Below are 24,565 nucleotides of genomic sequence, written 5' to 3' on the forward strand. Positions count from 1 at the left end.
TCCCCGAGTGACTTACGTCACTTCGGAGAGGTCCGTTTCGATACCTCATGGTGCGCGAGGGGGGAGTTGAACCCCCACGCCCTTTCGGGCACTGGAACCTGAATCCAGCGCGTCTGCCTATTCCGCCACCCGCGCATGGGTGTTGTCTTCAGTCTTCCCGCACCGTCCTCGGACTTTTCCGTCCGGTTCTTGTGCGTTCGCCTTCCGACATCGAGAACATTAGCACGCTGTGGAGGGTGTCTTCACACCCGTTCCCGGCGCCCGTTCCCGGCACTCGTTCCTGGTGGGCGGGCACGGGCCGCCCGGAGCGGCACGCGGTCGGCGTCCGGCCGATGTCCGGCCGACCGGTCGGGGTCACGGGACCTCGCACGGGGAAGAAGCCGGACGGAACCGGAGGCCGTCGCCCCCGCCTGAGCCCCCTCGGACGCCCGTCGGACCGGCAGGACCGCCGGGCACCCCACCGGTTGCGGGACACTGGCTCGCAGCCGCCTCTACGATCCCTAGTGAAGGCGGCACCGGGAGGCGGGGTGAAGGCGACACTCGTCACTCCTGGCGCCGAAGGGGAACCAGCCGTTTTCCCGACGCGTGGATACGATCAGTAAGCAGTATCAGGAACGACACTGAGCATCAGGAACGTCACTGAGGGAAGGAGGTGCCCCGTGGGAGTACTGAAGCGCTTCGAGCAGCGACTCGAGGGTCTCGTGAACGGCACCTTCGCCAAGGTGTTCAAGTCCGAGGTGCAGCCGGTGGAGATCGCGGGCGCGCTGCAGCGCGAGTGCGACAACAACGCCACCATCTGGAACCGCGACCGCACCGTCGTCCCCAACGACTTCATCGTGGAACTGAGCGCCCCGGACTTCGAGCGCCTCAGCCCGTACTCCGGCCAGCTCGGCGACGAGCTCTCCGGCATGGTCCGCGACTACGCCAAGCAGCAGCGCTACACCTTCATGGGGACCATCAAGGTCCACCTGGAGAAGGCCGACGACCTCGACACCGGGCTGTACCGGGTGCGCAGCCGCACCCTGGCCGCCAGCGAGTCGCAGGACCCCCAGGCCCAGCAGCGCCCGGCCGCGCCCCGCCCCGGTGGCGGCAGCGGTCCCGTCACGCACGGTGCCGGCTATCCCGCGCCGCCCTCGGGGCTGCCGCCCATGCCCGTGGCCCCGCCGCCCGGCGGCGGGCGGCCCGCGCCGCGCACCGGCGGACCCGGCCCCGCGGCCGGTGCCGCCTCCGGTGGGCAGACCCGGCGCTGGATCGAGATCAACGGCACGCGGCACCAGATCTCACGCCCCACCCTCGTGCTGGGCCGCAGCACCGAAGCGGACGTACGGATCGACGACCCCGGCGTCTCCCGCCGACACTGCGAAATCCGGGTCGGCACCCCCGCGACGATCCAGGATCTGGGGTCGACCAACGGCATCGTGGTGGACGGACAGCACACCACGCGCGCTACGCTCCGCGACGGCTCACGCATCGTCGTGGGCAGCACCACCATCGTTTATCGGCAAGCCGAAGGGTGAAGCGGGGGCAATGTCAGAGCTGACCCTCACGGTCATGCGGTTGGGTTTCCTCGCCGTCTTGTGGCTGTTCGTCATCGTGGCCGTTCAGGTCATCCGCAGTGACCTCTTCGGTACGCGGGTCACCCAGCGCGGCTCCCGCCGCGGCGGCTCGGAGCGGCAGACGCAGCGCGCGCAGCAGCAGACCGCACCGCCGCCACAGCGCCAGCAGCAGGGCGGTGGCCGACGTGCCGACCGCTCCCGCCGCGGCGCGCCCACCAAGCTCGTGGTCTCCGAGGGCTCCCTCACCGGCACCACGGTGGCCCTCCAGGGCCAGACCATCTCCCTCGGTCGCGCCCACGACTCCACGATCGTGCTGGACGACGACTACGCCTCCAGCAGGCATGCCAGGATCTATCCGGACCGCGACGGCCAGTGGATCGTCGAGGATCTCGGTTCGACCAACGGCACCTATCTCGACCGGACCAGGCTGACCACCCCGACCCCGATCCCGCTCGGCGCGCCGATCCGTATCGGCAAGACCGTCATCGAGCTGCGGAAGTAGTAGGACCATGACGACCGGAGGGTGGGCAGCGTGTCTGGGAAGGGGCTGTACCCGGAGCCGACGGGCGAGGTGCGCATGAGTCTGTCACTGCGTTTCGCCGCCGGATCGCACAAGGGCATGATCCGGGAGGGCAACGAGGACTCCGGTTACGCCGGCCCCCGCCTGCTCGCCATCGCCGACGGCATGGGCGGCCAGGCCGCGGGCGAGGTCGCCTCCTCCGAGGTGATCTCCACCCTGGTGACGCTCGACGACGACGTCCCGGGCTCCGACATCCTCACCTCCCTCGGCACCGCCGTGCAGCGGGCCAACGATCAGCTCCGGGTCATGGTCGAGGAGGACCCGCAGCTGGAGGGCATGGGCACCACGCTCACCGCCCTGCTGTGGACCGGCCAGCGGCTCGGCCTCGTGCACGTCGGCGACTCGCGCGCGTACCTGCTGCGCGACGGCGTGCTCACCCAGATCACGCAGGACCACACCTGGGTGCAGCGGCTCGTCGACGAGGGCCGGATCACCGAGGAAGAGGCCACCACCCACCCGCAGCGCTCCCTGCTGATGCGCGCGCTGGGCAGCGGCGACCACGTTGAGCCCGACCTCTCCATCCGGGAGGTCCGGGCCGGTGACCGCTATCTCATCTGCTCCGACGGTCTGTCCGGCGTCGTCAGCCATCAGACGATGGAGGAGACCCTCGCCAGCTACCAGGGTCCTCACGAGACGATCCAGGAGCTGATCCAGCTCGCGCTGCGCGGCGGCGGTCCCGACAACATCACCTGCATCGTCGCCGACGTCCTCGACGTCGACGGCGGCGACACCCTGGCGGGCCAGCTCAACGACACCCCGGTGATCGTCGGCGCGGTGGCCGAGAACCAGCTCCAGCTGGGCGACGACGGCGCCCTGCACACCCCGGCCGGCCGGGCCGCCGAGCACGCCCGCGCCAACCGGCCCGTACCCCCGCAGGGCGGCGGCTTCGGCCCGCCCGGCAGCGGTGACCCGGGCATGGGCGGCACGCCGGACGGCTCCTTCGGCGCCTTCATGGACGAGGAGTACGTCAAGCCCGCCCGCCGCGGGAAGTGGATCAAGCGGTCCCTCATCGTGGCCGTGGTGCTCGGCGTCGTCGCCGGGGGGCTCTACGGCGGCTACGGCTGGACCCAGACGCAGTACTACGTGGGCGCCAAGGACAACGACCACGTGGCCGTCTACCAGGGCATCAACCAGAACCTGGCCTGGGTCAGCCTCAGCAAGCTGTATCAGGACCACCCCGAGATCGAACTCAAGTACCTCCCGGTCGACCAGCGCGGCCGCGTCCAGGACACCATCGCGCTCGACAGCCGCGACAAGGCCGTGCAGAAGGTCAAGGACCTCGGCCTGCTCGCAGGCGCGTGCAAGAAGGAGGACGAGCGGCACAAGGCCGAGCAGCAGGCGCACGAGAAGGAGAAGCAGAGCGGCGAGCGGGCCGGCGGGTCCGTGGGCGAGGCGGCCAAGGATCCGAAGTCCGACAAGCCGAACTCCGTCCAGGCCACCCCCACGGCGCCCGCACCGGGCCCCACCCTCAGCGAGGAAGAGCAGAAGTTGGTCCCGCAGTGCAGCACTCAGCAGTGAAGCCGTAGGGGGCCATCAACTCATGTCAGCCATGCCATCCATGCCATCGATGCCGGGTATCGCGAACACCACCACGATCAGCACGGTGGGCCCGCCGAGCCGGCGCAACACCGAGCTGGCGCTGCTCGCCTTCGCGGTGATCATCCCGTGCTTCGCGTACGCCAACGTGGGCCTCGCCCTCAGCGGTGAGATGCCCTCGGGCATGCTCGGCTACGGCCTCGGCCTCGGTCTGCTGGCGGGCGTCGGCCACCTCGTCATCCGCAAGTTCGCCAAGTACGCGGACCCGCTGCTGCTGCCGATGGCCACACTGCTCAACGGGCTCGGGCTCGTCCTCATCTGGCGGCTGGACCAGTCGCCCCGGCTGGCCAACCTCGCGAAGAACCAGGGCTTCAAGTACGTCGCCTCGGCGCCCAACCAGCTGATGTACTCGGCGCTGGGCATCGGGCTCTTCGTCGCCGTGGTGATCTTCCTCAAGGACCACCGCATCCTCCAGCGCTACACCTACATCTCCATGGCCGTCGCGCTGGCCCTGCTGATCGCCCCGGTCTTCTTCCCCGCGAAGTTCGGCGCGCGGATCTGGATCACCCTGCCGGGCCTCGGCTCGATCCAGCCGGGTGAGTTCGCGAAGATCATCCTGGCGATCTTCTTCGCCGGCTATCTGATGGTGAAGCGCGACGCCCTCGCCCTGGCCAGCCGCCGCTTCATGGGGATCTACCTGCCGCGCGGCCGCGACCTCGGTCCGATCCTGGCCGTCTGGGCGTTCAGCATCCTGATCCTCGTCTTCGAGACCGACCTCGGCACCTCGCTGCTGTTCTTCGGCATGTTCGTCGTGATGCTCTACGTCGCGACCGAGCGCACCAGCTGGATCGTCTTCGGCCTGCTGATGTCCGCGGGCGGTGCGGTCGGCGTCGCCACCTTCGAACCGCACGTCCAGGCCCGTGTGAACGCCTGGCTGGACCCGTTCGGCGGCTGGGGCAAGTCCGCGGCCAGCGAGCAGATCTCCCAGGCGCTGATGGCCTTCGGCTCCGGCGGGGTCTTCGGCTCGGGCTGGGGCCAGGGCTACTCCGACCTCATCGGCTTCGCCGCCAACTCCGACTTCATCCTCGGCACCGTCGGCGAGGAGCTCGGCCTGGCGGGCACCATGGGGATCCTGATGATCTACGCGATCATCGTGGAGCGCGGTGTGCGCACGGCGCTGGCCGCGCGTGACCCCTTCGGCAAGCTGCTCGCATGTGGTCTGTCGGCCGCCTTCGGCATCCAGGTCTTCGTCGTCGCGGGCGGCGTCATGGGCCTGATCCCGCTGACCGGCATGACCCTGCCGTTCATGGCCGCCGGTGGCTCCTCCGTCATCGCCAACTGGGCCCTGATCGCCATCCTCATCAAGATCAGCGACACCGCGCGCCGCCCTGCGCCGGCGCCCGCCCCCTCCCCCGACGCCGAGATGACCCAGGTGGTCCGACCGTGAACAAGCCCGTGCGCCGGATCGCGATCTTCTGCGGGCTGCTCGTGCTGGCCCTGCTGCTGCGCGACAACTGGCTCCAGTTCGTCCAGGCGGACGAGCTCAAGACCAACAAGCACAACCACCGGGTCGCGATCGCCCGCTACAGCCAGCCGCGCGGCAACATCATCGTCGACGGCCAGGAAGTCACCGGCTCGGTCGAGACCAACGGCATCGACTACAAGTACAAGCGCACGTACAAGAACGGCGAGATGTGGGCGCCGGTCACCGGCTACACCTCGCAGGTCTTCGACGCCTCGCAGCTGGAGAAGCTCTACGACCGGGTCCTCACCGGCGACGACGACAAGCTGTTCTTCAACCGCACCGTCGACATGATCACGGGCAAGGGCCAGAAGGGTGGCGACGTGATCACCACCCTCAACGCCAAGGCCCAGGAGGCCGCCTTCAAGGGCCTCGACGGCAAGCGCGGCGCCGTCGCCGCCCTCGACCCGCGCACGGGCAAGATCCTGGCGCTGGCGTCCACCCCCTCGTACGACCCCTCGAAGATCGCGGGCGCGAACGACAGCGCGGCGTGGACGGCGCTGGAGAAGGACAAGAACCAGCCGATGCTCAACCGGGCGCTGCGGGCCACCTACCCGCCCGGTTCGACGTTCAAGGTCGTGACGGCGGCCGCGGCGCTGGAGAACGGGCTCTACACGGACCCGGACGCCAAGACGGACAGTCCGAAGAAGTACGTCCTGCCGGACACGGTCACCCCGCTGGCGAACGAGGGCGACATCCCCTGCGAGAACGCCACCATGCGGGTCGCGCTCCAGTACTCCTGCAACACCGTCTTCGGCAAGATCAGCGCCGACCTCGGCAACGACAAGATGATGAAGCAGGCGGAGAGGTTCGGCTTCAACCAAGAAGTCCTCACGCCCGTGCGCGCCGAGAAGAGCGTCTACCCCAAGGACAACCGGCCGCAGAACGCCATGGACGGCATCGGCCAGGCGTCCAACCGCGCCACCCCGCTCCAGATGGCCATGGTCGTCTCCGCGATCGCCAACAACGGCAAGCTCATGGAGCCGTACATGGTCGACAAGGTGCGGGCGCCGAACCTCAACGTGATCGAGACGCACCAGCCCAAGCAGATGACGCAGGCGCTGTCCGCGCAGAACGCGCAGAAGCTCCAGTCGATGATGGAGACGGTCGTCGAGAAGGGCACCGGTACCAGCGCCCAGATCGACAACGTCACGGTCGGCGGCAAGACCGGTACGGCCCAGCACGGCGTCGACAACAGCGGCAAGCCGTACGCCTGGTTCATCTCCTACGCGAAGACCGACAACGGCTCGCCCGTCGCGGTCGCCGTGGTGGTCGAGGGCGACGACAAGACCGCGCGTGACGACGTCGCCGGTGGCGCGCTCGCCGCGCCGATCGCCAAGAACGTCATGGAGGCCGTGCTCAAGACGTCGAAGTGACGCCGCTCACCCCACCAGCCGTGCGCCGTAGCTGACGGTACCGGTCGTGTATCAGGTGACGGTGGCGCCCGGAAGGGGCACAGCGTGCCGGGTACGGTATGCCCGGACAGCACACCGCCGGACCCACGCCGGTGCGGTCAGGAAAACGGAAGGGCTGGAGCTATGGAAGAGCCGCGTCGCCTCGGCGGCCGGTACGAGCTGGGCTCGGTGCTCGGCCGCGGTGGCATGGCCGAGGTCTACCTCGCCCACGACACCCGGCTCGGCCGCACCGTCGCCGTGAAGACGCTGCGGGTGGACCTCGCCCGCGACCCGTCCTTCCAGGCCCGGTTCCGCCGTGAGGCCCAGTCGGCCGCCTCGCTCAACCACCCGTCGATCGTCGCCGTCTACGACACCGGCGAGGACTACGTGGACGGGGTCTCGATCCCGTACATCGTCATGGAGTACGTCGACGGGTCCACCCTGCGCGAGCTGCTGCACTCCGGCCGGAAGCTGCTGCCCGAGCGCTCGCTGGAGATGACCATCGGCGTCCTCCAGGCGCTGGAGTACTCCCACCGGGCCGGCATCGTCCACCGCGACATCAAGCCCGCGAACGTCATGCTGACGCGCACCGGCCAGGTCAAGGTGATGGACTTCGGCATCGCCCGCGCCATGGGCGACTCCGGCATGACGATGACCCAGACCGCGGCCGTGATCGGCACCGCCCAGTACCTCTCCCCGGAGCAGGCCAAGGGCGAGCAGGTCGACGCGCGTTCCGACCTCTACTCCACCGGCTGCCTGCTCTACGAGCTGCTGGCGGTGCGGCCCCCGTTCATCGGCGACTCCCCGGTGGCCGTCGCCTACCAGCACGTACGGGAAGAGCCGAACCCGCCGAGCGTGCACGACCCCGAGATCACGCCCGAGATGGACGCCATCGTCCTCAAGGCGCTGGCCAAGGACCCGGACTACCGCTACCAGTCGGCCGACGAGATGCGGGCCGACATCGAGGCCGCCCTGGAGGGCCAGCCCGTGGCCGCCGCCGCGGGCGCGTACGGGCCCGGCGGCTACGGCGAGGACCAGCCGACCACCATGCTCCGCTCGCACGACCACGGCGCCGGACAGACGTCCATGCTGCCGCCGGTGCGCGACGACGACGGTGGCTACGGCGGCTACGACGACGGCAACGGCCGCAGGCGCGGCGGGGGCGGCGGCAAGAAGAGCAGCCTCTCCACGATCCTGCTGATCGTCGCGGGCATCCTGGTGCTCGTCGGTGCGATCTTCATCGGCAAGTCGCTGTTCGGCGGGAACTCCAACGGCTCCCAGGTGTCCGTGCCCAACCTCGTCGGGCAGACGCTCAAGGACGCCCAGCAACAGGGCGTCAACGGCGACTTCAAGGTCGTCCAGAGCGGCACGAAGCCGTGCGACCAGGACAAGGGCAAGATCTGCGACCAGGACCCCAAGGACGGCGGCAAGATCGACCGGGGCGGCGAGGTCAAGGTGACCGTCTCCTCGGGCGCCGAGCAGGTCGAGGTTCCCGACGTCACGGAGAAGCAGGCCGACAAGGCCCGCCAGATCCTGGAGGACAAGGGCTTCACGGTCGACGTGAAGACGACGATCACCGACAGCGCCACCGCGGGCAGCGTCATCGCCCAGGACCCCAAGGGCCTCACCAAGGCCGACAAGGGCTCCAAGGTCACCCTGACGATCGCCGGGGCCCAGCAGCCCAAGCAGGTGCCGTCCGTGGTCGGCCAGGCCTTCGACGCGGCGAGCAAGCAGCTCTCCGACCTCGGCTTCGTGGTGAACAAGCAGGAGGAGGAGTCGGACCAGGCTCCGGGCACCGTCACCCGGCAGAGCCCCGACGGCAACACCAACGCCAAGCCCGGCTCCACGGTCACCCTGACCGTCGCCAAGGCCAAGCCGAACCAGAAGGCGACCGTCCCGGCGCTGACCAACCAGAAGCTCAAGGACGCGAAGAAGGCGCTGACGGACGCGGGTCTGAAGGTCGGCAACATCACCGGCCCGCAGGACGACAACGCGACCGTGCTCGCCACCGCGCCGGCCGCGGGCACCCAGCTCGACAGGAACACGCCGGTCAACCTCTTCACGCTGGCGGGCGCGCCGGGCGGGGCGAACGGTGACACGGGTCAGCCCGGCGACACCGGTGGTGACACCGGCTTCATCGGCGGGTTCACAGGCGGACGCCGCCACTGACCTTCTGCCGAAGAGTCGCTTCAAACTCCCCCAGCTACCGCTGGGAGGTGCCCCCAACGGGCCGGAAATTTCCGGCCCGTACGGCGTTCTCGTTTCAGCCGCGCAGTTCCTTCGGCTTCGTCCGTGCGCTGTCGACCTTCTCCGTGTGGTCCAGCTCGGCCCAGACGATGTAGCGGTAGTCCGAGGTGTAGACCGGGGTGCAGGTCGTCAGGGTCAGGTAGCGGCCCGGGGTGTTCTTGCCGGACTCCTTCGGGACCGCGTCCAGGACGTCGACGTTGTACTTCGAGGTCTGCTTGAGCTCGGCGTAGACCTTGTAGACGTACCAGACGTCGCGCGTCTCGAAGACGACCGCGTCGCCCGTCTTGATCTTGTCGATGTTGTGGAACTTCGCGCCGTGCCCGTCGCGGTGCGCGGCCAGGGTGAAGTTGCCCTGCTTGTCCCAGGGCATCGCGGCCTTCACGGGGTCGCGGTAGAAGCCGGCGACGCCCTCGTTGAGGATGTCGGTGCCGGTGCCGCCCTTGACGAGCACCTCGCCGTTCTTCATCGACGGCACGTGCAGGAAGCCGATGCCGTCCTTGGTGTCGAGGGCGCCGGGCCCGCCGGGCCTGGCCCAGTTGTCGCGCACGTGGTTGCCCTGCCGCTTCGCCTCGCGGTCGGCCAGGACGTTCGTCCACCACAGGGAGTAGACGACGAACAGGGCCATCAGCACACCCGCGGTGATCAGCAGCTCGCCGATCACTCCGACGGTGGCGGCGATCCGCCCTCGGGCGGGGACCCGCCGCCGTGGCTCGCCGTCGTCGATCCCTGCCACCGCGCCGTACCCCGTTTCGCTCTGCTGTGCCGTCAACTCGTTCACTCGACGAGGGCGTCCGGCTTGCCCTTGCTCCGGGGCCGCTCCTCGACCATCTTGCCCCAGACGATCATGCGGTACGTACTGGTGAATTCCGGCGTGCAGGTCGTCAGGGTGATGTAGCGGCCGGGCCCGGTGAAGCCCGAACCCTTGGGTACGGGTGCGATGACCGTGACATTCTCCGGAGACGTCTGATCCAGGCGGGTGGTCATCTCATAGGTGTAGAACGCGCTCCGCGTCTCCACGACGATCTTGTCGCCGGGCTTCAGCCGGTTGACGTACCGGAACGGTTCGCCGTGGGTGTTGCGGTGTCCGGCCAGGGCGAAGTTCCCCTGCTTGTCCCAGGGCATCGCGGTCTTCAGCGGGCTCTGGCCGTAGTGGCCGACCATGCCGCGGTCCAGGACCTGGTGCTTGCCGGTGCCCTCGGCGATCGGGGCCTTCACGTCCAGCGTGGGGATGTAGATGATCGCGAAGCCCTCGCCGGGCGAGAACGCCCCGGCGTCCCGGTCGACGCCGGCGCCCTTGTCCCAGGTCTTCTGGAGGTGCTTGGCGGCGCCGCCCGCCTGCTGGTGGGCTATCACGTTCGTCCACCACAGCTGGTAGGCGACGAACAGCAGCATCAGCGCGCCGGCGGTGATGAACAGCTCGCCCACCAGGCGGCTCACCAGGACACCGAGGCTCTCCTTGGGCGCCGTGCGCGCCGCGGGCACCGCCCGGTGGGTCCGCTGCGTTCCGTGCGCCCTGTGCGTCCTGTGGGCCTTCTGGGCCCTGTGAGCCGCCTTCCGCCGCTCGGCCCGGCCGCCGGGCCGTACCGCCTGCGCCGGAACCGCCGCGTCCACCCTGCGCAGCTCCATCGTCGCGTGGTCCTCGGGCGGCAGCGGCTGCGATACGGCCCTGGGGGCCGGTTCGGGGCGGAGCGTGGTCACGCCCCGGCCTTGCCCACCACCGGGGCGAGCCCCGCGGAGCGCTCCACCGCGTCCGTGTCGCCACAGGCCACCAGCCAGTTGGCCAGCATCCGGTGGCCCCATTCGGTGAGCACCGACTCGGGGTGGAACTGGACGCCCTCGACCGGCAGGTCGCGGTGGCGCAGGCCCATCGCGATGCCCGACTCCGTCCAGGCCGTGATCTCCAGCTCGTCCGGCCAGTTCTCCCGCTCGACGGCGAGCGAGTGGTAGCGGGTGGCCGTGAAGGGCGAGGGCAGGCCCTGGAAGACCCCGCTGCCCTCGTGGGTCACCAGGGAGGTCTTGCCGTGCAGCAGCTCGGGCGCCCGGTCGACGACTCCGCCGTACGCGACGGCCATCGACTGCATGCCCAGGCACACCCCGAAGACCGGCACGCCCGTCGCGGCGCAGTGCCGCACCATGTCGATGCAGACGCCCGCCTGCTCGGGCGCGCCCGGACCGGGCGACAGGAGCACCCCGTCGAAGCCGTCCTGGGCGTGGCTCAGTTCGACCTCGTCGTTGCGCAGGACCTCGCATTCGGCGCCGAGTTGGTAGAGGTACTGCACGAGGTTGAAGACGAAGCTGTCGTAGTTGTCCACGACGAGGATGCGCGCACTCACCGGTTGACCGCCATTCCGTTGTCGACCGTCACATCGTTGAACGGCAGCAGCGGTTCCGCCCAGGGGAAGACGTACTGGAAGAGGGCGTAGACGATCGCCAGCACGAGCAGCAGCGAGATCAGCGCCCGCACCCATGCGTTGCCCGGCAGATGCCGCCAGATCCAGCCGTACATGCCGTCCCCACTTGCCGATGACGTAGTTAGTCGGTTAGCGATTTCAGCACCAGACTAAGGGGAGCGGAGGGGCCGGGTGGGTCAGCCGGGCAAAGCTCCGGGCCTGCCTTCCGCGACCGGGCGGGTGGCGTCCAGGTGGGCCCAGACGATCAGCCGGTGGCTGTGGCCCCACTCGGGTTCGCAGGTGGTGAGGGTCAGATAGCGGCCGGGCCCGCGGAAGCCGGACCCGGCGGGCACGGGGTCGATGACGCCGATGTCGTCGGGGCGGGTGCGGTAGGGCGCGCCGTCGACGCGGTAGGTGAACCACGTCGTGCCGTCGGTCAGCACCACCGCGTCGCCGGAGCGCAGTTCGGGGAGGTCCTTGAAGGGGTCCCCGTAGGTGCGGCGGTGGCCGGCGACCGCGAAGTTGCCCGTCTCGCCGAGCCCCGCGGTCCGGTCGTAGTGCCCGAGGCCCCTCTTCAGCACGTCGGTGCCGGTGCCCTGGAGTACGGGCTTGGCCCAGCCGGAGCCGAGGCGGGGGATGTACATGACGGCGAAGGAGGCGCCGGGGGCGCGGGAGGGCTGCTGCCGAACCGTTCCGCCACCGCCCTGTCGACCTGCCGGCGCTCCCGCCGATGCTCCGGTCGGCGCTCCCGCCGGGCGTTCCGTCGACCGGCCCGTGGGTTCTCCGGTCGGCTGCCCTGCCTGCTGCTCTGCCGACTGTCCTGCCGGCTGTCCTGCCGACTGCGCCGCGGCCGACCACTGCTCGTGGAGGCGGTCCACCTCGCCGTCCATCGCGCGGTCCGCCCGTACGCCGGTCCAGTAGAGGACGTAGACCACCAGCAGGACGATCAGGGTGCCGATGGTGACGCACAGCTCGCTGAGTGTCCGGACGACGAGTCTCGCTCCCATCGGCCGACCCCCTCCCGGGTTACCCCATGGGCTTGGCGTAGTGGAGATCCACTGTGCCCGAGTAGCCGGGAAGAGTCACCGCGTCGTGCTGGTCGACTTTCCAGCCGAGGCCGTACGCGGCCACGTACTGGAGGTAGTTCTGGATCGAGGGCGAGCTGTCCAGGGCCTTGCGCAGGGTGCCGCGGTCGCCGACGGCGGTCACCTTGTACGGCGGGGAGTAGACGCGGCCCTGGAGGATGAGGGTGTTGCCGACGCAGCGGACGGCGCTGGTGGAGATCAGCCGCTGGTCCATGACCTGGATGCCCTTGGCGCCGCCCTGCCACAGGGCGTTGACGACGGCCTGGAGATCCTGCTGATGGATGACCAGGTCGTTCGGCTGCGGGTCCGGGACGCCGGGGATCCGCGGGGTGGCGTTGGGCGGCGCGTCGGTGAGGGTGACCGTGAGGCCCGTGCCGTCGATCTTGCTGGTGCCCGCGCTCGCTTCCAGGCCGGCCAGCTTCTCGTTCTCCGCGGCGCTGTTGCCGTTGCCCCGCCCGGCGAGGGCGTCGACCTGGGAGCGCATGCCCGCGGCGCTGTCGTCCAGGTCGGCGTTCTTGCGGCTGCGTTCCTGGATGAGGTCGGACAGCCGGAGCATCGAGTCGTCGGTGCGGATGTTGGTGCCGTGCGCGGTGTTGAAGCTCGTCCAGAAGATGAGGCCCGCGAGCGCGAAGACCCCGCCGGTCAGCAGCCGCACCGGCCGGAATCGCCGGGAAGGCGTGCTGGTGGAGTCCGCAGAATTGCTCAACGTACCCTTATCCTCTCCGACGCCGCGGAAGCACTACGCTAACGGACGCCCGAGGGAAGGTGGCGTTCCCGGCGCTTCCCGACTCGGCGGCCAGCCCTTGTATCCCCAGCGCGGTCACGCAGCGCATCGACAGGAGAGTTCCTCGTGCCGAAGTCACGGATCCGCAAGAAGGACGACTTCACGCCACCGCCGGCGAAGCAGCAACAGAGCATCAAGCTGAGCAGCGGCCGCGGTTGGGTCGCCCCGCTGATGCTGGCGATGTTCCTGATCGGGCTGGCGTGGATCGTCATCTTCTATGTGACCAGTGGCGATATGCCGATCGAGTCGCTGCACAACTGGAACATCGTGGTCGGCTTCGGCTTCATCGCCGCGGGATTCGTGGTCTCCACCCAGTGGAAGTAGGGGCCTGACCGGAGCCGCGCGCAAGCCCTCCGGCCGGCCTTCCGGGGAGTTATCCACAGCATCGTCCACAGTGGGGAAAAACTCAGAAGATCTGTGGATAACTTCCCCGGCATTGACACCGGTGTGACTGATCACCGACGCGGTGTAGCACGCGTCACAGGGCCCCTTCCAGCGGAAACGCAGCTCTGTGCGATGCCGGACAGCTGTTCCCCACGACATGCACAAGATCTCGCACGCACTGTGGACAACCCGCTCCGCAAGGCGCCGCGAGCCCCGGTGGAAAAGATCACCCGGTGAGCTGAAGCGTCCGGACGGCCACGGTCCCGGCGATCACCAGCAGCGCCAGCCCACAGGTCGCCCGCTGCACCAGCACCCGCTTGTCGCGCGGCGCGTGCACCAGGCCGTACGCCACGGCGGTGCCCACCACCAGACCGCCGATGTGGGCCTGCCAGGCGATGTTGGCCCAGGCGAAGGTGAAGATCAGATTGAGCACGAGCAGCGCGATGACGGGGCGCATGTCGTAGTTGAGGCGCCGCATCAGCACGGCCGTCGCGCCCAGCAGACCGAAGATCGCGCCGGAGGCGCCGAGCGAGGGCTGGGCCGGGTCGGCGACCAGGAAGGTCAGCGCGGAGCCGCCGAGGCCCGCGAGCAGATAGAGCGCCAGATAGCGGGCACGGCCGAGCGCCGCCTCCAGCGGGGGGCCGAGCCACCACAGCGAGAGCATGTTGAACGCGATGTGCATCGGCGCCTGGTGCAGGAACATCGAGGTCAGCAGGCGGTACCACTGGCCCTCCGCGACGCCCTCGACCGGACCGCCGAAGGTCAGCCGCGCCCTGCCGAACAGCTCCAGATCCTCCACGAGCCGGTCGCCCGCGATCATCACCGCGACCCACAGGGCCACGTTCAGCCCGAGCAGGATCTTGGTCACCAGGCGGGGGTCGGAGGCGTGGGCACCGCCCGCGATCGTGCGCGGAACACCGGCCCGCGGCGGCGGCGCGCCCCCGTCGGCGCCCCCCGTGCGGCCGCCGACGCACTCCGGGCACTGGAAACCGACCGATGCGCTGACCATGCACTGCGGGCAGATCGGCCGCTCGCAGCGGGTGCAGCGGATGCCTGTCTCCCGGTCGGGGTGCCGGTAGCAGCCGAGAGCCTGGTCGTTCATGCGTTCCCCTTGCGCCTGTCACGGGCGGGCCTTGTCGGTGACGCGTGGCCCCGCCCGTCATACGGACGGGCGGGGCCCCGGGTTCCCGGAAGCCACGCCTCGGAAGGGTGAGGGCGCGCCTGGGCGGGTGACGTCAGGCCTTCTTGGCGGTGCGGGACTCCACGACGACCGACTCGATGACGACGTCGTTCACCGGGCGCTCGGTGCGCGGGTTGATCTCCATGGCCGCGATGGCGTCCACGACCTTCTTGGAGGCCTCGTTGCTCACCTCGCCGAAGATCGTGTGCTTGCGGTTCAGCCACATGGTGGGCTCCACCGTGATGAAGAACTGCGAGCCGTTGGTGCCCGGGCCCGCGTTGGCCATGGCCAGCAGGTAGGGCTTGGCGAAGGCCAGGTCGGGGTGGAACTCGTCCGCGAAGGTGTAGCCCGGGCCGCCGGTGCCGTTGCCCAGCGGGTCGCCGCCCTGGATCATGAAGCCCTTGAGGACGCGGTGGAAGACCGTGCCGTCGTACAGCTTGTCCGAGGACTTCTGGCCGGTCCGCGGGTTGACCCACTCCCGCTCGCCCTTGGCGAGCTCGACGAAGTTCCGCACCGTCTTGGGCGCGTGGTCCGGCAGCAGCCGGATCTCGATGTCGCCCTGGTTGGTCTTCAGGGTGGCGTACAGCTGCTCGGCCACGTTCTACCTTCCATAAGTCTTCGCCGGACGGCTACCGATCCTTGCATGGACGGCTTCGCGTCGAGTAGCGGGCAAACGCCCGCGCGCGGCGCGAAATCGTGGCATTGTCGATCGAAGCTCTTCGTAATCCGCTGATGCCCTCTTAGTGCCCTTTGATGCCTACGGGTGTTCACCGGTGTGCCCACGCCGGAGCGCCTCCCCCGATGACCCGGATGCCCGTCCGCACGTGCCGGACCGCCCACCGGCAGGCATGATTTTCCACTGGGTGGAAAGGCGACAAAACACACGCCACCGAGGAGGAGGTTCTCGTGACCCGCAAAGACAGCGTGCGCGCCGCGGCCGGCACGGCGAAGGACAGCGTGCGGCACGCCGCGGAAGTGGTGGCGCCCTACGCCGGCACGGCCAAGGACACCGCCGTGCACTATGCGCACGAAACCCGCACCCGTCTCGCTCCCAAGGTCTCGGCCGCCGCGCAACAGGCGCGCAGCAGCGCCGGCGAGCAGTACTACGCGCACCTGGCGCCGCGGCTGGAGCACGTCCGCGACTCCCTGCCCCCGAAGGTCGACCAGGCCGCCGCCCGCGCCCGCGCCGCCGCCGAGCCCGTGCGCGACGAGGCCGTCGCCCGGGGCGCCGCGGCGCTGGCCGCGCTGCGCGGCCAGGTGTCCGCCGCGGACATCGAGAAGCTGGTGGCCAAGCGCGACCGGCGCTGCCGCACGGGCCGGGTCGCCAAGCGCTTCGTCCTGCTGGGGCTGCTGGCGGGAGGCGCGTACGCCGCCTGGAAGTGGTGGGACAAGCAGGCCAACCCGGACTGGCTGGTCGAGCCGCCGGCCCCCACCGAGGTCTCCGACCGCGCCCCGCTGACCTCGGTGGACGGCAGCGGGGGCGCCCTCGACCCCGAGGTCCAGGCCAAGCAGGACCGGGAAGACCTGGCGGAGGACACCGTCGAGGAGCGCGACGACCGGCTCTGACCTGCGCCGACGCGGGCCGGGAACGAAAAAGGCCGCGAGGCGGGAGACCGATGGGTCTCCCGCCTCGCGGCTGTTTCCTGTGGAGCCTAGGAGAGTCGAACTCCTGACATCCGCCATGCAAAGACGGCGCTCTACCAACTGAGCTAAGGCCCCTTCGCCGATCAGGATACCCGGTGGCGGCCCCCTTTCCCGACCGGGTATCGCCGCGACCCACCACTCTCCGTAGGATGCACCGCAAGATTCGCGGCAGCGAAGCGAAGGGGAGAGCGAGATGGACGCAGCACAGCAGGAAGCCACCGCCCGCGCACGGGAGCTCCAGCGGAGCTGGTACGGAGAGCCCCTGGGGGCGCTGTTCCGCCGTCTCATCGACGACCTCGGCCTCAACCAGGCCCGTCTCGCCTCCGTTCTGGGCCTGTCCGCGCCCATGCTCTCCCAGCTGATGAGCGGTCAGCGGGCGAAGATCGGCAACCCGGCGGTGGTGCAGCGGGTGCAGGCGCTCCAGGAGCTCTCCAGCCAGGTCGCCGACGGCAGCGTGAGCGCCGCCGAGGCCGCCGACCGGATGGAGGAGGTCAAGAAGAGCTCGGGCGGCTCGGTCCTCAACTCCACCCAGACCACGGCCAGCAGCGGCGCCCCGACCGTGCGGCGCGTGGTGCGCGAGATCCAGTCGCTGCTGCGCTCGGTGGCCGGCGCGGGCGACATCATCGACGCAGCGCAGACCCTCGCCCCCACCCACCCCGAACTGGCCGAGTTCCTGCGGGTGTACGGCGCCGGGCGGACCGCCGAGGCGGTCGCCCACTACGAGGCGCACCAGAGCTGACCGACGCGAACGCGATGGGTGAGGTCTTCGCGGGGCGGTACGAGCTGGTCGACCCGATCGGGCGGGGCGGGGTGGGCGCCGTCTGGCGGGCCTGGGACCACCGCAGGCGGCGCTATGTGGCGGCGAAGGTGCTTCAGCAGAGCGATGCCCACACCCTGCTGAGGTTCGTCCGCGAACAGGGTCTGCGCATCGACCACCCCCATGTGCTGGCTCCGATGAGCTGGGCCGCGGACGACGACAAGGTGCTGTTCACCATGGACGTGGTGCGCGGCGGTTCGCTGGCCCATCTCATCGGCGACTACGGCCCATTACCGCCGTATTTCGTGTGCGTCGTGCTCGATCAGTTGCTGTCGGGCCTGTCGGCGGTGCACACGGAGGGGGTGGTGCACCGGGACATCAAGCCCGCCAACATCCTTTTGGAGGCGACCGGTACGGGCCGCCCCCATGTCCGGCTCTCCGACTTCGGGATCGCCATGCGCAAGGGCGAGCCGAGGCTGACGGACACCAACTATGTGATGGGGACGCCCGGTTATTTCGCCCCCGAGCAAATGCTGGGCGACGAGCCCGACTTCCCGGCGGACCTTTTCGCCGTCGGGCTGATGGCCCTGTACCTCCTCACCGGCCGCAAACCCGACGCGGAAGCACTGGTGCGCCGATTTTTGGAGCACGGCACCCCGAACGCACCGGAAGACGTACCGGAACCGCTCTGGCAGGTGCTCGCGAGCCTGCTGCAGCCCGACCCGGGCATGCGGTTCCGTACGGCCACGGGCGCGCGCAAGGCCCTGGCCGAGGCCGTGGAGCTGATGGACGGACCCGGTCCCGACGAGGAGCCGATCGAGGTCTTCGACCATCTGGGGCCCCTGCCAACGGGGTTCGGCCCCGAGGGACCCGAGCCGCGCCGGGCTCCTGAGGCGCCCGGCACCCCCGCGACGCCCTGGCTGCCGCCCGGCCACGCGCTGGGAACACCTCCCGAGGCGCCCTTCACGCCCTCCTCCGGCGTCACGCGCCGCCCAGCGCCCACGACCGCCCCCGCCGTACCGCCGGCGCCTCCCGTGCCCGTACATCCGCCCGCACGACCGCCCGCCACGCACCCGCACCGGCCGTCCCGGGCGATCGGGCCGCCCCCGGCGAAGGTCGCCGTGCCGGTGCTGATCGTGGCGCTGCTCTGCCTCGCGGTGGGCATCTGGGCGCTGACCGCGGGCTGATTCACGTTCGCAATCATTTTATTTACGAAAGCAAACACAACAGGGCCCCGGCCGCGTCGGCGGCCGGGGCCCTGCGTCAGGACTCTGTTGTCTTACACACCCGAACCTGCGGGCACGGAGTCGGTCGCCTCCGTCCACAGGTCCTGCTCGGCGCGATCCGCCTGGATCTGGCGGTACACGAGGAGCCCGCCGATGGCGGCCAGTGCGACCAGGAGGAGCTTCTTCACCGCGCGACCTCGTCTTTCCTTGACGTAAGGGGACCTCTGGTGGCCGATGATACACACCGGCCGATACCGATCGGTGACCTGTGCCGGGTCCACTTCTCACACCCGGTGCGGCCCAACTCCCCCACCACGGAAAACAGATCGGCCCGGACGGAGAATTCTCCGTCCGGGCCGATCGTGCGGTGGGGCTAACAGGACTTGAACCTGTGGCCTCTTCCTTATCAGGGAAGCGCTCTAACCGTCTGAGCTATAGCCCCGCGCGACACCGAAAGATTAGCGCACTTGGGGCCCAGTCCCAAAATCGTCCGGGCCCCCGGTGCCGACCGCCGTTATTCGTCCTCGGCGAGCGTCAGCTCGACACCGCCGACGAAGCCCGCCGACAGGTTGTAGACGAAGGCCCCCAGGGTCGCCAGCGCGGTCGCCAGCACCACGTCGATCACGGCGATGACCGTCGTGAAGATGAGGACGTTCGGGAGGGACAGGAAGGACTGCAGGTCGAAGCCGCCGCCCTCGCTGGAGGTGGCGTCGCTGATCGTGCCGCCCACGGTCGAGATGACGCCCATGGCGTCCATGACCGTCCACAGCACCGCGGCCGCCACGATCGTGCACACGCCCAGCGCGATGGACAGCAGGAAGCTGACCTTCATCACCGACCACGGGTCGGCCTTGGCCACCCGCAGCCGCGCCGTGCGCGTACGCGGCGCCGGGCGGGCAGCAGCGGGGGCCGGAGCCGCCGGGCGCGGCACCCGCGGCTGCTGCTCCTCCGCGGCCCGCTGGGCGGGCGGACGGCCCTTGGCGGGGCCGCCGGAGGCCGGGGCGCCCTTGGCGGCCGACGGCTTCTCGGCGGCCGCGGCGGCCTTCCCGGCCGGCTCCTCGGAGGTGGTGCCCTTGGCCTTCCCCGCGGCCTCGGCGGCCGCCTGCTTCCTGGGCTCCTTGGCGGGCTTCGCCGCCCGCTCGGCCTTCGAGCCCTTGGAACCCGTGGAACCGGAATCCGAAGCGGAACCCTCCGCCGGCGGCTCGTACGCCTTCGGCGGGTGATAGGGCTTCGGGTCGCGGGTGTCCGTCACAGTCCCCCCTTTGGAGTCGGCGCCGGGCGTGCCGGAGCCACGGGCGCCGGTCTTCTCTGCGGCAGGGGCGGCGGTGGTGGGTTTGGCACCCGCACCGCTTGCCGCGGCGCCCGTGGCTCGACTCACGACTTACTCCTCGGTGTCCTCGGCCGGGGGCTCCGCGCCCTCGGTCGTCTGGGGGCCGTCGCCCTCGGCTGCGTCGGCCAACTCCTCGACCTCTTCAGCCTCGCGACCGGCCTCGGCGTTACGCGCGATACCCACGACGGCGTCGCGCTTGCCCAAGTTGATCAGCTGAACGCCCATGGTGTCACGGCCTGTCTCCCGCACCTCGTTGACCCGGGTGCGGATCACACCACCGCTGAGGGTGATGGCGAGGATCTCGTCGGTCTCCTCGACCACCAGGGCGCCGACCAGCGAACCACGATCCTCCACGATCTTGGCCGCCTTGATACCGAGGCCACCACGGCCCTGGACGCGGTACTCGTCGACGTTCGTCCGCTTCGCGTACCCACCGTCGGTGGCGGTGAAGACGTACGTACCGGCCCGGACCACGTTCATCGAGAGCAGCTCGTCACCCTCGCGGAAGCTCATGCCCTTGACGCCCGAGGTCGCGCGGCCCATGGGGCGGAGAGCTTCATCCGTTGCGGTGAACCGGATCGACTGTGCCTTCTTGCTGACCAGCAGCAGGTCGTCCTCGGCGGACACCAGCTCGGCGCCGATCAGCTCGTCCTCCGCGCCGCTCTCCGTCTCCCGGAGGTTGATGGCGATGACACCGCCCGAACGGGGCGAGTCGTAGTCCTTCAGCGAAGTCTTCTTCACCAGGCCGGACTTGGTGGCGAGCACCAGATAGGGCGCCGCCTCGTAGTCGCGGATGGCGAGGATCTGGGCGATCTTCTCGTCCGGCTGGAAGGCCAGCAGATTGGCCACGTGCTGGCCGCGGGCGTCCCGGCCGGCGTCCGGGAGCTCGTACGCCTTGGCGCGGTAGACCCGGCCCTTGTTGGTGAAGAACAGCAGCCAGTGGTGCGTGGTCGAGACGAAGAAGTGGTCGACGATGTCGTCCTGCTTCAGCTTGGTGCCCCGGACGCCCTTGCCGCCGCGCTTCTGCGAGCGGTAGTCCTCGGTCTTGGTGCGCTTGACGTAACCACCGTTGGTGATGGTGACGACGATGTCCTCCTCGGCGATCAGGTCCTCGATGGACATGTCACCGTCGAAGGGGATCAGCTTGGAGCGCCGGTCGTCGCCGAACTTGTCGACGATCGCGGTCAGTTCCTCGCTGATGATCATCCGCTGCCGCTCGGGCGAGGCGAGGATCGCGTTGTACTCGTTGATCTTCGCCTGGAGCTCGTCGTGCTCGGCGGTGATCTTCTGGTGCTCCAGGGCCGCCAGGCGGCGCAGCTGCATCTCCAGGATCGCGTTGGCCTGGATCTCGTCGATCGTCAGCAGGCCCATCAGGCCCTCGCGCGCGATCTCGACGGTGTCGCTGCGCCGGATCAGCGCGATGACCTCGTCGATGGCGTTGAGCGCCTTGAGCAGACCGCGCAGGATGTGGGCGCGCTCCTCGGCCTTGCGCAGCCGGAAGCGGGTGCGCCGGACGATGACCTCGACCTGGTGGGTCACCCAGTTGCGGATGAAGGCGTCGATCGAGAGCGTGCGCGGCACCCCGTCGACGAGCGCCAGCATGTTCGCGCCGAAGTTCGTCTGGAGGTCGGTGTGCTTGTAGAGGTTGTTGAGCACCACCTTGGCGACGGCGTCGCGCTTGAGCACGACCACCAGGCGCTGGCCCGTACGGGAGGAGGTCTCGTCGCGGACGTCGGCGATGCCGCCGACCTTGCCGTCCTTCACCAGGTCGGCGATCTTCTGCGCGAGGTTGTCCGGGTTGACCTGGTAGGGCAGCTCGGTGACCACCAGGCACTGGCGGTTCTGGATCTCCTCGACCGCGACGACCGCGCGCATGGTGATCGAGCCGCGGCCGGTGCGGTAGGCCTCCTCGATGCCCTTGCGGCCCACCACGAGGGCGCCGGTCGGGAAGTCGGGGCCCTTGATCCGCTCGATGAGCGCCTCGAGGAGCTCCTCGGGGGTCGCCTCGGGGTTGGCCAGGTACCACTGGGCGCCCTCGGCGACCTCGCGGAGGTTGTGCGGCGGGATGTTGGTGGCCATGCCGACCGCGATGCCCGCAGAACCGTTGATCAGCAGGTTCGGGAAGCGCGCCGGCAGGACCGTCGGCTCCTGGTTGCGGCCGTCGTAGTTGTCCTGGAAGTCGACGGTCTCCTCGTCGATGTCCCGGAGCATCTCCATCGACAGCGGGATCATCTTGCACTCGGTGTACCGCATGGCGGCGGCCGGGTCGTTGCCCGGGGAACCGAAGTTGCCGTTGGAGTCCACCAGCGGCATCCGCATCGACCAGGGCTGGGCGAGGCGGACGAGCGCGTCGTAGATCGAGGCGTCGCCGTGCGGGTGGTACGTACCCATGACGTCACCGACGACGCGGGCGCACTTGTAGAAGCCCTTCTCGGGGCGGTAGCCGCCGTCGTACATCGCGTAGAGCACGCGGCGGTGCACCGGCTTGAGGCCGTCCCGCACGTCCGGGAGCGCACGCGAGACGATGACGCTCATCGCGTAGTCGAGGTACGAGCGCTGCATCTCGGTCTCGAGCCCGACGGGCTCGACGCGCATCCCGACGCCCTCCAGGGGGGCGGGGGCGCCCTCGGGCGTCACCTCGGGCACGGGGGCAGTGGGAGTCTCAGGGGTCTCGTCGGCCATTGCTGTTCAAAGTCCTTTCGCGCTGCGGCTGTTTCTCGTGGGCCGACAGGCTCAGATGTCGAGGAAGCGGACGTCCTTGGCGTTGCGCTGGATGAAGGAGCGCCGTGCCTCGACGTCCTCGCCCATGAGCACCGAGAACAGGTCGTCCGCCTGCGCGGCGTCGTCCAGGGTGACCTGGCCGAGCACACGGTGGTCGACGTCCATGGTGGTGACGCGCAGCTCCTCGGCGTTCATCTCGCCGAGACCCTTGAAGCGCTGGACCGAGTCGTCCTTGATCCGCTTGCCGTTCTCCCGGCCGAGCTGGATCAGCGCGTCGCGCTCGCGGTCGGAGTAGGCGTACTCGAAGTCGTCCCGGCCCCACTTGATCTTGTACAGCGGGGGGCGGGAGAGGTAGACGTGCCCGGCCTCGACCAGCGGCCGCATGAAGCGGAACAGGAAGGTGAGCAGCAGGGTGTTGATGTGCTGACCGTCGACGTCGGCGTCCGCCATCAGGATGATCTTGTGATAGCGGAGCTTGGCGATGTCGAAGTCCTCGTGCACACCGGTGCCGAAGGCCGAGATGAGGGCCTGGACCTCGGTGTTCTGGAGGATCTTGTCGATCCGCGCCTTCTCGACGTTGAGGATCTTGCCGCGGATCGGGAGGATCGCCTGGTACTGCGGGTTGCGGCCGGACTTGGCCGAGCCGCCGGCGGAGTCACCCTCGACGATGAAGATCTCGCACTTGGTGGGGTCGTTGGACTGGCAGTCGCTGAGCTTGCCCGGCAGCGACGCCGACTCCAGCAGGCCCTTGCGGCGGGTGAGGTCGCGGGCCTTGCGGGCCGCCACGCGCGCGGTCGCCGCCTGGATGGACTTGCGGATGATGTCCGCGGCCTCGTTGGGGTTGCGGTCCAGCCAGTCCGTGAGGTGCTCGTGGACGACCTTCTGGACGAAGGTCTTCGCCTCGGTGTTGCCGAGCTTCGTCTTCGTCTGGCCCTCGAACTGCGGCTCGCCGAGCTTGACGGAGATGATCGCGGTCAGACCCTCGCGGATGTCCTCGCCCGTGAGGTTGTCGTCCTTCTCCCGGAGCAGCTTCTTGTCGCGGGCGTACCGGTTGATCAGACCGGTCAGCGCGGCGCGGAAGCCCTCTTCGTGAGTGCCGCCCTCGTGGGTGTGGATGGTGTTGGCGAAGCTGTAGACACCCTCGGAGTACTGGCTGTTCCACTGCATCGCGATCTCGACCGAGAGCATGCGCTCCTTGTCCTCGGCCTCGATGTCGATGACGGTCGGGTGGATCAGCTCGCCCTTGCGCGAGTTGAGGTACTTCACGAAGTCGACGATGCCGCCCTCGTAGTGGTACTCCACCGTCAGCGCCTTGCCCTCCTCGTCGACATGGTCGACGCGGAGGTCCGTCAGCGAGATCCGCAGTCCCTTGTTGAGGAACGCCATCTCCTGGAAGCGCCGCGAGAGCGTCTCGAAGGAGTACTCGGTGGTCTCGAAGATGTCGCCGTCGGCCCAGAAGGTGACGGAGGTGCCCGACTCGTCGGTCGCCTCGTTCTTCTGCAGGGGGGCCGTGGGGACGCCGAGCTTGTAGTCCTGCGTCCAGCGGTAGCCGTCGGTCTTGACCTCGACCGCGACGCGCGTCGACAGGGCGTTGACGACCGAGACGCCGACGCCGTGCAGACCACCGGAGACGGCGTAGCCGCCGCCGCCGAACTTGCCGCCCGCGTGCAGGACGGTCAGCACGACCTCGACGGCGGGCTTGCCCTCGGAGGGGACGATGCCGACCGGGATGCCACGGCCGTTGTCGACAACGCGGACGCCGCCGTCGGGGAGGATCGTCACGTCGATGGTGTCCGCGTGGCCGGCCAGGGCCTCGTCGACGGAGTTGTCCACGACCTCGTACACCAAGTGGTGCAGGCCACGCTCACCGGTCGAGCCGATGTACATGCCGGGCCGCTTGCGGACCGCGTCCAGTCCTTCCAGAACGGTGATCGCACTGGCGTCGTACGACGTCTCACCTGCGGGGGAGCCCATGGGGGCCTCCCCGCTCGTGGAAGGGATGTTCTCGTTGGGGTTGCCGGAATCGGCCACGAAGCGCCCTTTCTGGCACAGCACAGGCCTTCCCCTGCCTACGGCGGGGAGACCCCACCCGGGGCAGGCAGGAGCGGCTGCGTCGTTCTGCGTTGGTCGACGTGTCCCGCGAACCGGCGGGATTGTCACCAGTCTACCGGTAGCACTGACATGAATGGGGGTTTGGCGGTGCCTGAGTCCTCACGTGCCGCCCTGAAC

General features: G+C 69.4%; 21 protein-coding genes, 3 tRNA genes and 1 pseudogene. 10 read left to right on the forward strand and 15 right to left on the reverse strand.

Going from position 1 to position 24,565, the window contains the following annotated elements:
• Positions 1–48: 48 nt before the first annotated feature.
• A tRNA-Leu gene (locus tag ABD269_RS14945) sits at positions 49–135 on the reverse strand.
• Positions 136–659: 524 nt separating this feature from the next.
• Here ABD269_RS14945 and ABD269_RS14950 point away from each other — a divergent pair.
• From ABD269_RS14950 to pknB, 6 genes are all read left to right on the forward strand, one after another.
• Positions 660–1,517: an FHA domain-containing protein gene (locus ABD269_RS14950; RefSeq protein ID WP_301886293.1), complete on the forward strand. Its 858-nt coding sequence runs from the start codon at positions 660–662 to the stop codon at positions 1,515–1,517.
• Between the two features lie 10 nt (positions 1,518–1,527).
• Complete coding sequence (locus tag ABD269_RS14955; RefSeq protein WP_116212823.1) at positions 1,528–2,058, forward strand: FHA domain-containing protein FhaB/FipA; 531 nt, start codon at positions 1,528–1,530, stop codon at positions 2,056–2,058.
• A gap of 75 nt (positions 2,059–2,133) precedes the next feature.
• Positions 2,134–3,654 carry a PP2C family protein-serine/threonine phosphatase gene (locus ABD269_RS14960; RefSeq protein WP_301894417.1) on the forward strand — a complete coding sequence of 507 codons (1,521 nt, stop codon included), beginning with the start codon at positions 2,134–2,136 and terminating at the stop codon, positions 3,652–3,654.
• Positions 3,655–3,703: 49 nt separating this feature from the next.
• Positions 3,704–5,119: an FtsW/RodA/SpoVE family cell cycle protein gene (locus ABD269_RS14965; RefSeq protein WP_301886292.1), complete on the forward strand. Its 1,416-nt coding sequence runs from the start codon at positions 3,704–3,706 to the stop codon at positions 5,117–5,119.
• Entirely contained in the window at positions 5,116–6,570 is a 1,455-nt protein-coding gene (locus ABD269_RS14970; protein WP_344118295.1) for a peptidoglycan D,D-transpeptidase FtsI family protein, read from the forward strand. The genes ABD269_RS14965 and ABD269_RS14970 overlap by 4 nt, the downstream gene beginning before the upstream one ends.
• A 162-nt stretch (positions 6,571–6,732) precedes the next feature.
• Positions 6,733–8,757, forward strand: a complete 2,025-nt coding sequence (gene pknB, locus ABD269_RS14975; RefSeq protein ID WP_301886290.1) for a Stk1 family PASTA domain-containing Ser/Thr kinase — start codon at positions 6,733–6,735, stop codon at positions 8,755–8,757.
• Positions 8,758–8,851: 94 nt separating this feature from the next.
• Here the strand turns inward: pknB and ABD269_RS14980 are convergent, their stop codons facing one another.
• The 6 genes and pseudogenes from ABD269_RS14980 to ABD269_RS15005 all read right to left on the reverse strand — a co-directional run bounded on the left by ABD269_RS14980 (position 8,852) and on the right by ABD269_RS15005 (position 13,016).
• On the reverse strand, positions 8,852–9,604 hold the full coding sequence (locus ABD269_RS14980) for a class E sortase (protein ID WP_425572902.1): 753 nt from the start codon (positions 9,602–9,604) through the stop codon (positions 8,852–8,854).
• Between the two features lie 5 nt (positions 9,605–9,609).
• A pseudogene (locus tag ABD269_RS14985) lies at positions 9,610–10,509 on the reverse strand (class E sortase); the annotation flags it as partial.
• A 20-nt stretch (positions 10,510–10,529) separates the two neighbouring features.
• Positions 10,530–11,168 (reverse strand): aminodeoxychorismate/anthranilate synthase component II, encoded by a 639-nt coding sequence (locus tag ABD269_RS14990; protein WP_301886289.1) that lies wholly within the window; start codon positions 11,166–11,168, stop codon positions 10,530–10,532.
• Positions 11,165–11,341, reverse strand: a complete 177-nt coding sequence (locus ABD269_RS14995; RefSeq protein WP_162890284.1) for a DUF4175 domain-containing protein — start codon at positions 11,339–11,341, stop codon at positions 11,165–11,167. Before ABD269_RS14995 ends, ABD269_RS14990 begins: the two co-directional genes overlap by 4 nt.
• 81 nt (positions 11,342–11,422) lie before the next feature.
• Positions 11,423–12,232 carry a class E sortase gene (locus ABD269_RS15000; RefSeq protein WP_344118296.1) on the reverse strand — a complete coding sequence of 270 codons (810 nt, stop codon included), beginning with the start codon at positions 12,230–12,232 and terminating at the stop codon, positions 11,423–11,425.
• A 19-nt stretch (positions 12,233–12,251) separates the two neighbouring features.
• Entirely contained in the window at positions 12,252–13,016 is a 765-nt protein-coding gene (locus ABD269_RS15005) for a DUF881 domain-containing protein (protein ID WP_344118297.1), read from the reverse strand.
• Between the two features lie 144 nt (positions 13,017–13,160).
• Here ABD269_RS15005 and crgA point away from each other — a divergent pair, with 144 nt between their 5' ends.
• Positions 13,161–13,418, forward strand: a complete 258-nt coding sequence (crgA, locus tag ABD269_RS15010; protein ID WP_301886286.1) for a cell division protein CrgA — start codon at positions 13,161–13,163, stop codon at positions 13,416–13,418.
• A gap of 286 nt (positions 13,419–13,704) precedes the next feature.
• Here crgA and ABD269_RS15015 read toward each other — a convergent pair whose 3' ends face one another.
• Both ABD269_RS15015 and ABD269_RS15020 read right to left on the reverse strand, forming a co-directional pair.
• Entirely contained in the window at positions 13,705–14,580 is an 876-nt protein-coding gene (locus ABD269_RS15015; RefSeq protein ID WP_344118299.1) for a rhomboid family intramembrane serine protease, read from the reverse strand.
• A 133-nt stretch (positions 14,581–14,713) separates the two neighbouring features.
• A complete protein-coding gene (locus ABD269_RS15020) occupies positions 14,714–15,256 on the reverse strand; it encodes a peptidylprolyl isomerase (protein ID WP_301886284.1) in 543 nt (180 codons plus the stop codon).
• Between the two features lie 308 nt (positions 15,257–15,564).
• Between ABD269_RS15020 and ABD269_RS15025 the strand changes: the two genes are divergently transcribed.
• Entirely contained in the window at positions 15,565–16,224 is a 660-nt protein-coding gene (locus tag ABD269_RS15025) for a DUF5324 family protein (protein ID WP_301886283.1), read from the forward strand.
• Between the two features lie 80 nt (positions 16,225–16,304).
• On the opposite strand, the gene ABD269_RS15030 is transcribed toward ABD269_RS15025, so the two are convergent.
• A tRNA-Ala gene (locus ABD269_RS15030) sits at positions 16,305–16,377 on the reverse strand.
• Positions 16,378–16,495: 118 nt separating this feature from the next.
• On the opposite strand from ABD269_RS15030, the gene ABD269_RS15035 reads away from it, so the two are divergent.
• Together ABD269_RS15035 and ABD269_RS15040 are read left to right on the forward strand one after the other, a co-directional pair.
• Positions 16,496–17,041, forward strand: a complete 546-nt coding sequence (locus ABD269_RS15035) for a helix-turn-helix domain-containing protein (RefSeq protein WP_301894166.1) — start codon at positions 16,496–16,498, stop codon at positions 17,039–17,041.
• Between the two features lie 14 nt (positions 17,042–17,055).
• Positions 17,056–18,246 carry a serine/threonine-protein kinase gene (locus ABD269_RS15040; RefSeq protein WP_344118301.1) on the forward strand — a complete coding sequence of 397 codons (1,191 nt, stop codon included), beginning with the start codon at positions 17,056–17,058 and terminating at the stop codon, positions 18,244–18,246.
• A gap of 92 nt (positions 18,247–18,338) precedes the next feature.
• Here ABD269_RS15040 and ABD269_RS15045 read toward each other — a convergent pair whose 3' ends face one another.
• From ABD269_RS15045 to gyrB, 5 genes are all read right to left on the reverse strand, one after another.
• On the reverse strand, positions 18,339–18,473 hold the full coding sequence (locus ABD269_RS15045; RefSeq protein WP_003958712.1) for a DLW-39 family protein: 135 nt from the start codon (positions 18,471–18,473) through the stop codon (positions 18,339–18,341).
• Between the two features lie 180 nt (positions 18,474–18,653).
• Positions 18,654–18,727: transfer RNA gene (locus ABD269_RS15050), tRNA-Ile, on the reverse strand.
• 72 nt (positions 18,728–18,799) lie between these two features.
• Positions 18,800–19,663: a DUF3566 domain-containing protein gene (locus ABD269_RS15055; protein ID WP_425572897.1), complete on the reverse strand. Its 864-nt coding sequence runs from the start codon at positions 19,661–19,663 to the stop codon at positions 18,800–18,802.
• Positions 19,664–19,666: 3 nt separating this feature from the next.
• Entirely contained in the window at positions 19,667–22,297 is a 2,631-nt protein-coding gene (gene gyrA / locus ABD269_RS15060) for a DNA gyrase subunit A (protein WP_301894134.1), read from the reverse strand.
• A gap of 51 nt (positions 22,298–22,348) precedes the next feature.
• A complete protein-coding gene (gene gyrB, locus ABD269_RS15065; RefSeq protein ID WP_344118302.1) occupies positions 22,349–24,391 on the reverse strand; it encodes a DNA topoisomerase (ATP-hydrolyzing) subunit B in 2,043 nt (680 codons plus the stop codon).
• Positions 24,392–24,565: the final 174 nt, after the last annotated feature.

The sequence above is a fragment of the Streptomyces blastmyceticus genome (assembly GCF_039521185.1).
Taxonomy (GTDB): domain Bacteria; phylum Actinomycetota; class Actinomycetes; order Streptomycetales; family Streptomycetaceae; genus Streptomyces; species Streptomyces blastmyceticus.

Bases quoted from the DNA above. Each gene is read 5' to 3' on its own strand.
- ABD269_RS15015 (WP_344118299.1), bottom strand. From the start codon at position 14,580: ATGAACGACCAGGCTCTCGGCTGCTACCGGCACCCCGACCGGGAGACA.
- pknB (WP_301886290.1), top strand. From the start codon at position 6,733: ATGGAAGAGCCGCGTCGCCTCGGCGGCCGGTACGAGCTGGGCTCGGTG.
- ABD269_RS15000 (WP_344118296.1), bottom strand. From the start codon at position 12,232: ATGGGAGCGAGACTCGTCGTCCGGACACTCAGCGAGCTGTGCGTCACC.
- ABD269_RS15035 (WP_301894166.1), top strand. From the start codon at position 16,496: ATGGACGCAGCACAGCAGGAAGCCACCGCCCGCGCACGGGAGCTCCAG.
- gyrA (WP_301894134.1), bottom strand. From the start codon at position 22,297: ATGGCCGACGAGACCCCTGAGACTCCCACTGCCCCCGTGCCCGAGGTG.
- ABD269_RS14955 (WP_116212823.1), top strand. From the start codon at position 1,528: ATGTCAGAGCTGACCCTCACGGTCATGCGGTTGGGTTTCCTCGCCGTC.
- ABD269_RS14995 (WP_162890284.1), bottom strand. From the start codon at position 11,341: ATGTACGGCTGGATCTGGCGGCATCTGCCGGGCAACGCATGGGTGCGG.
- ABD269_RS15040 (WP_344118301.1), top strand. From the start codon at position 17,056: ATGGGTGAGGTCTTCGCGGGGCGGTACGAGCTGGTCGACCCGATCGGG.
- ABD269_RS14965 (WP_301886292.1), top strand. From the start codon at position 3,704: ATGCCGGGTATCGCGAACACCACCACGATCAGCACGGTGGGCCCGCCG.
- ABD269_RS14960 (WP_301894417.1), top strand. From the start codon at position 2,134: ATGAGTCTGTCACTGCGTTTCGCCGCCGGATCGCACAAGGGCATGATC.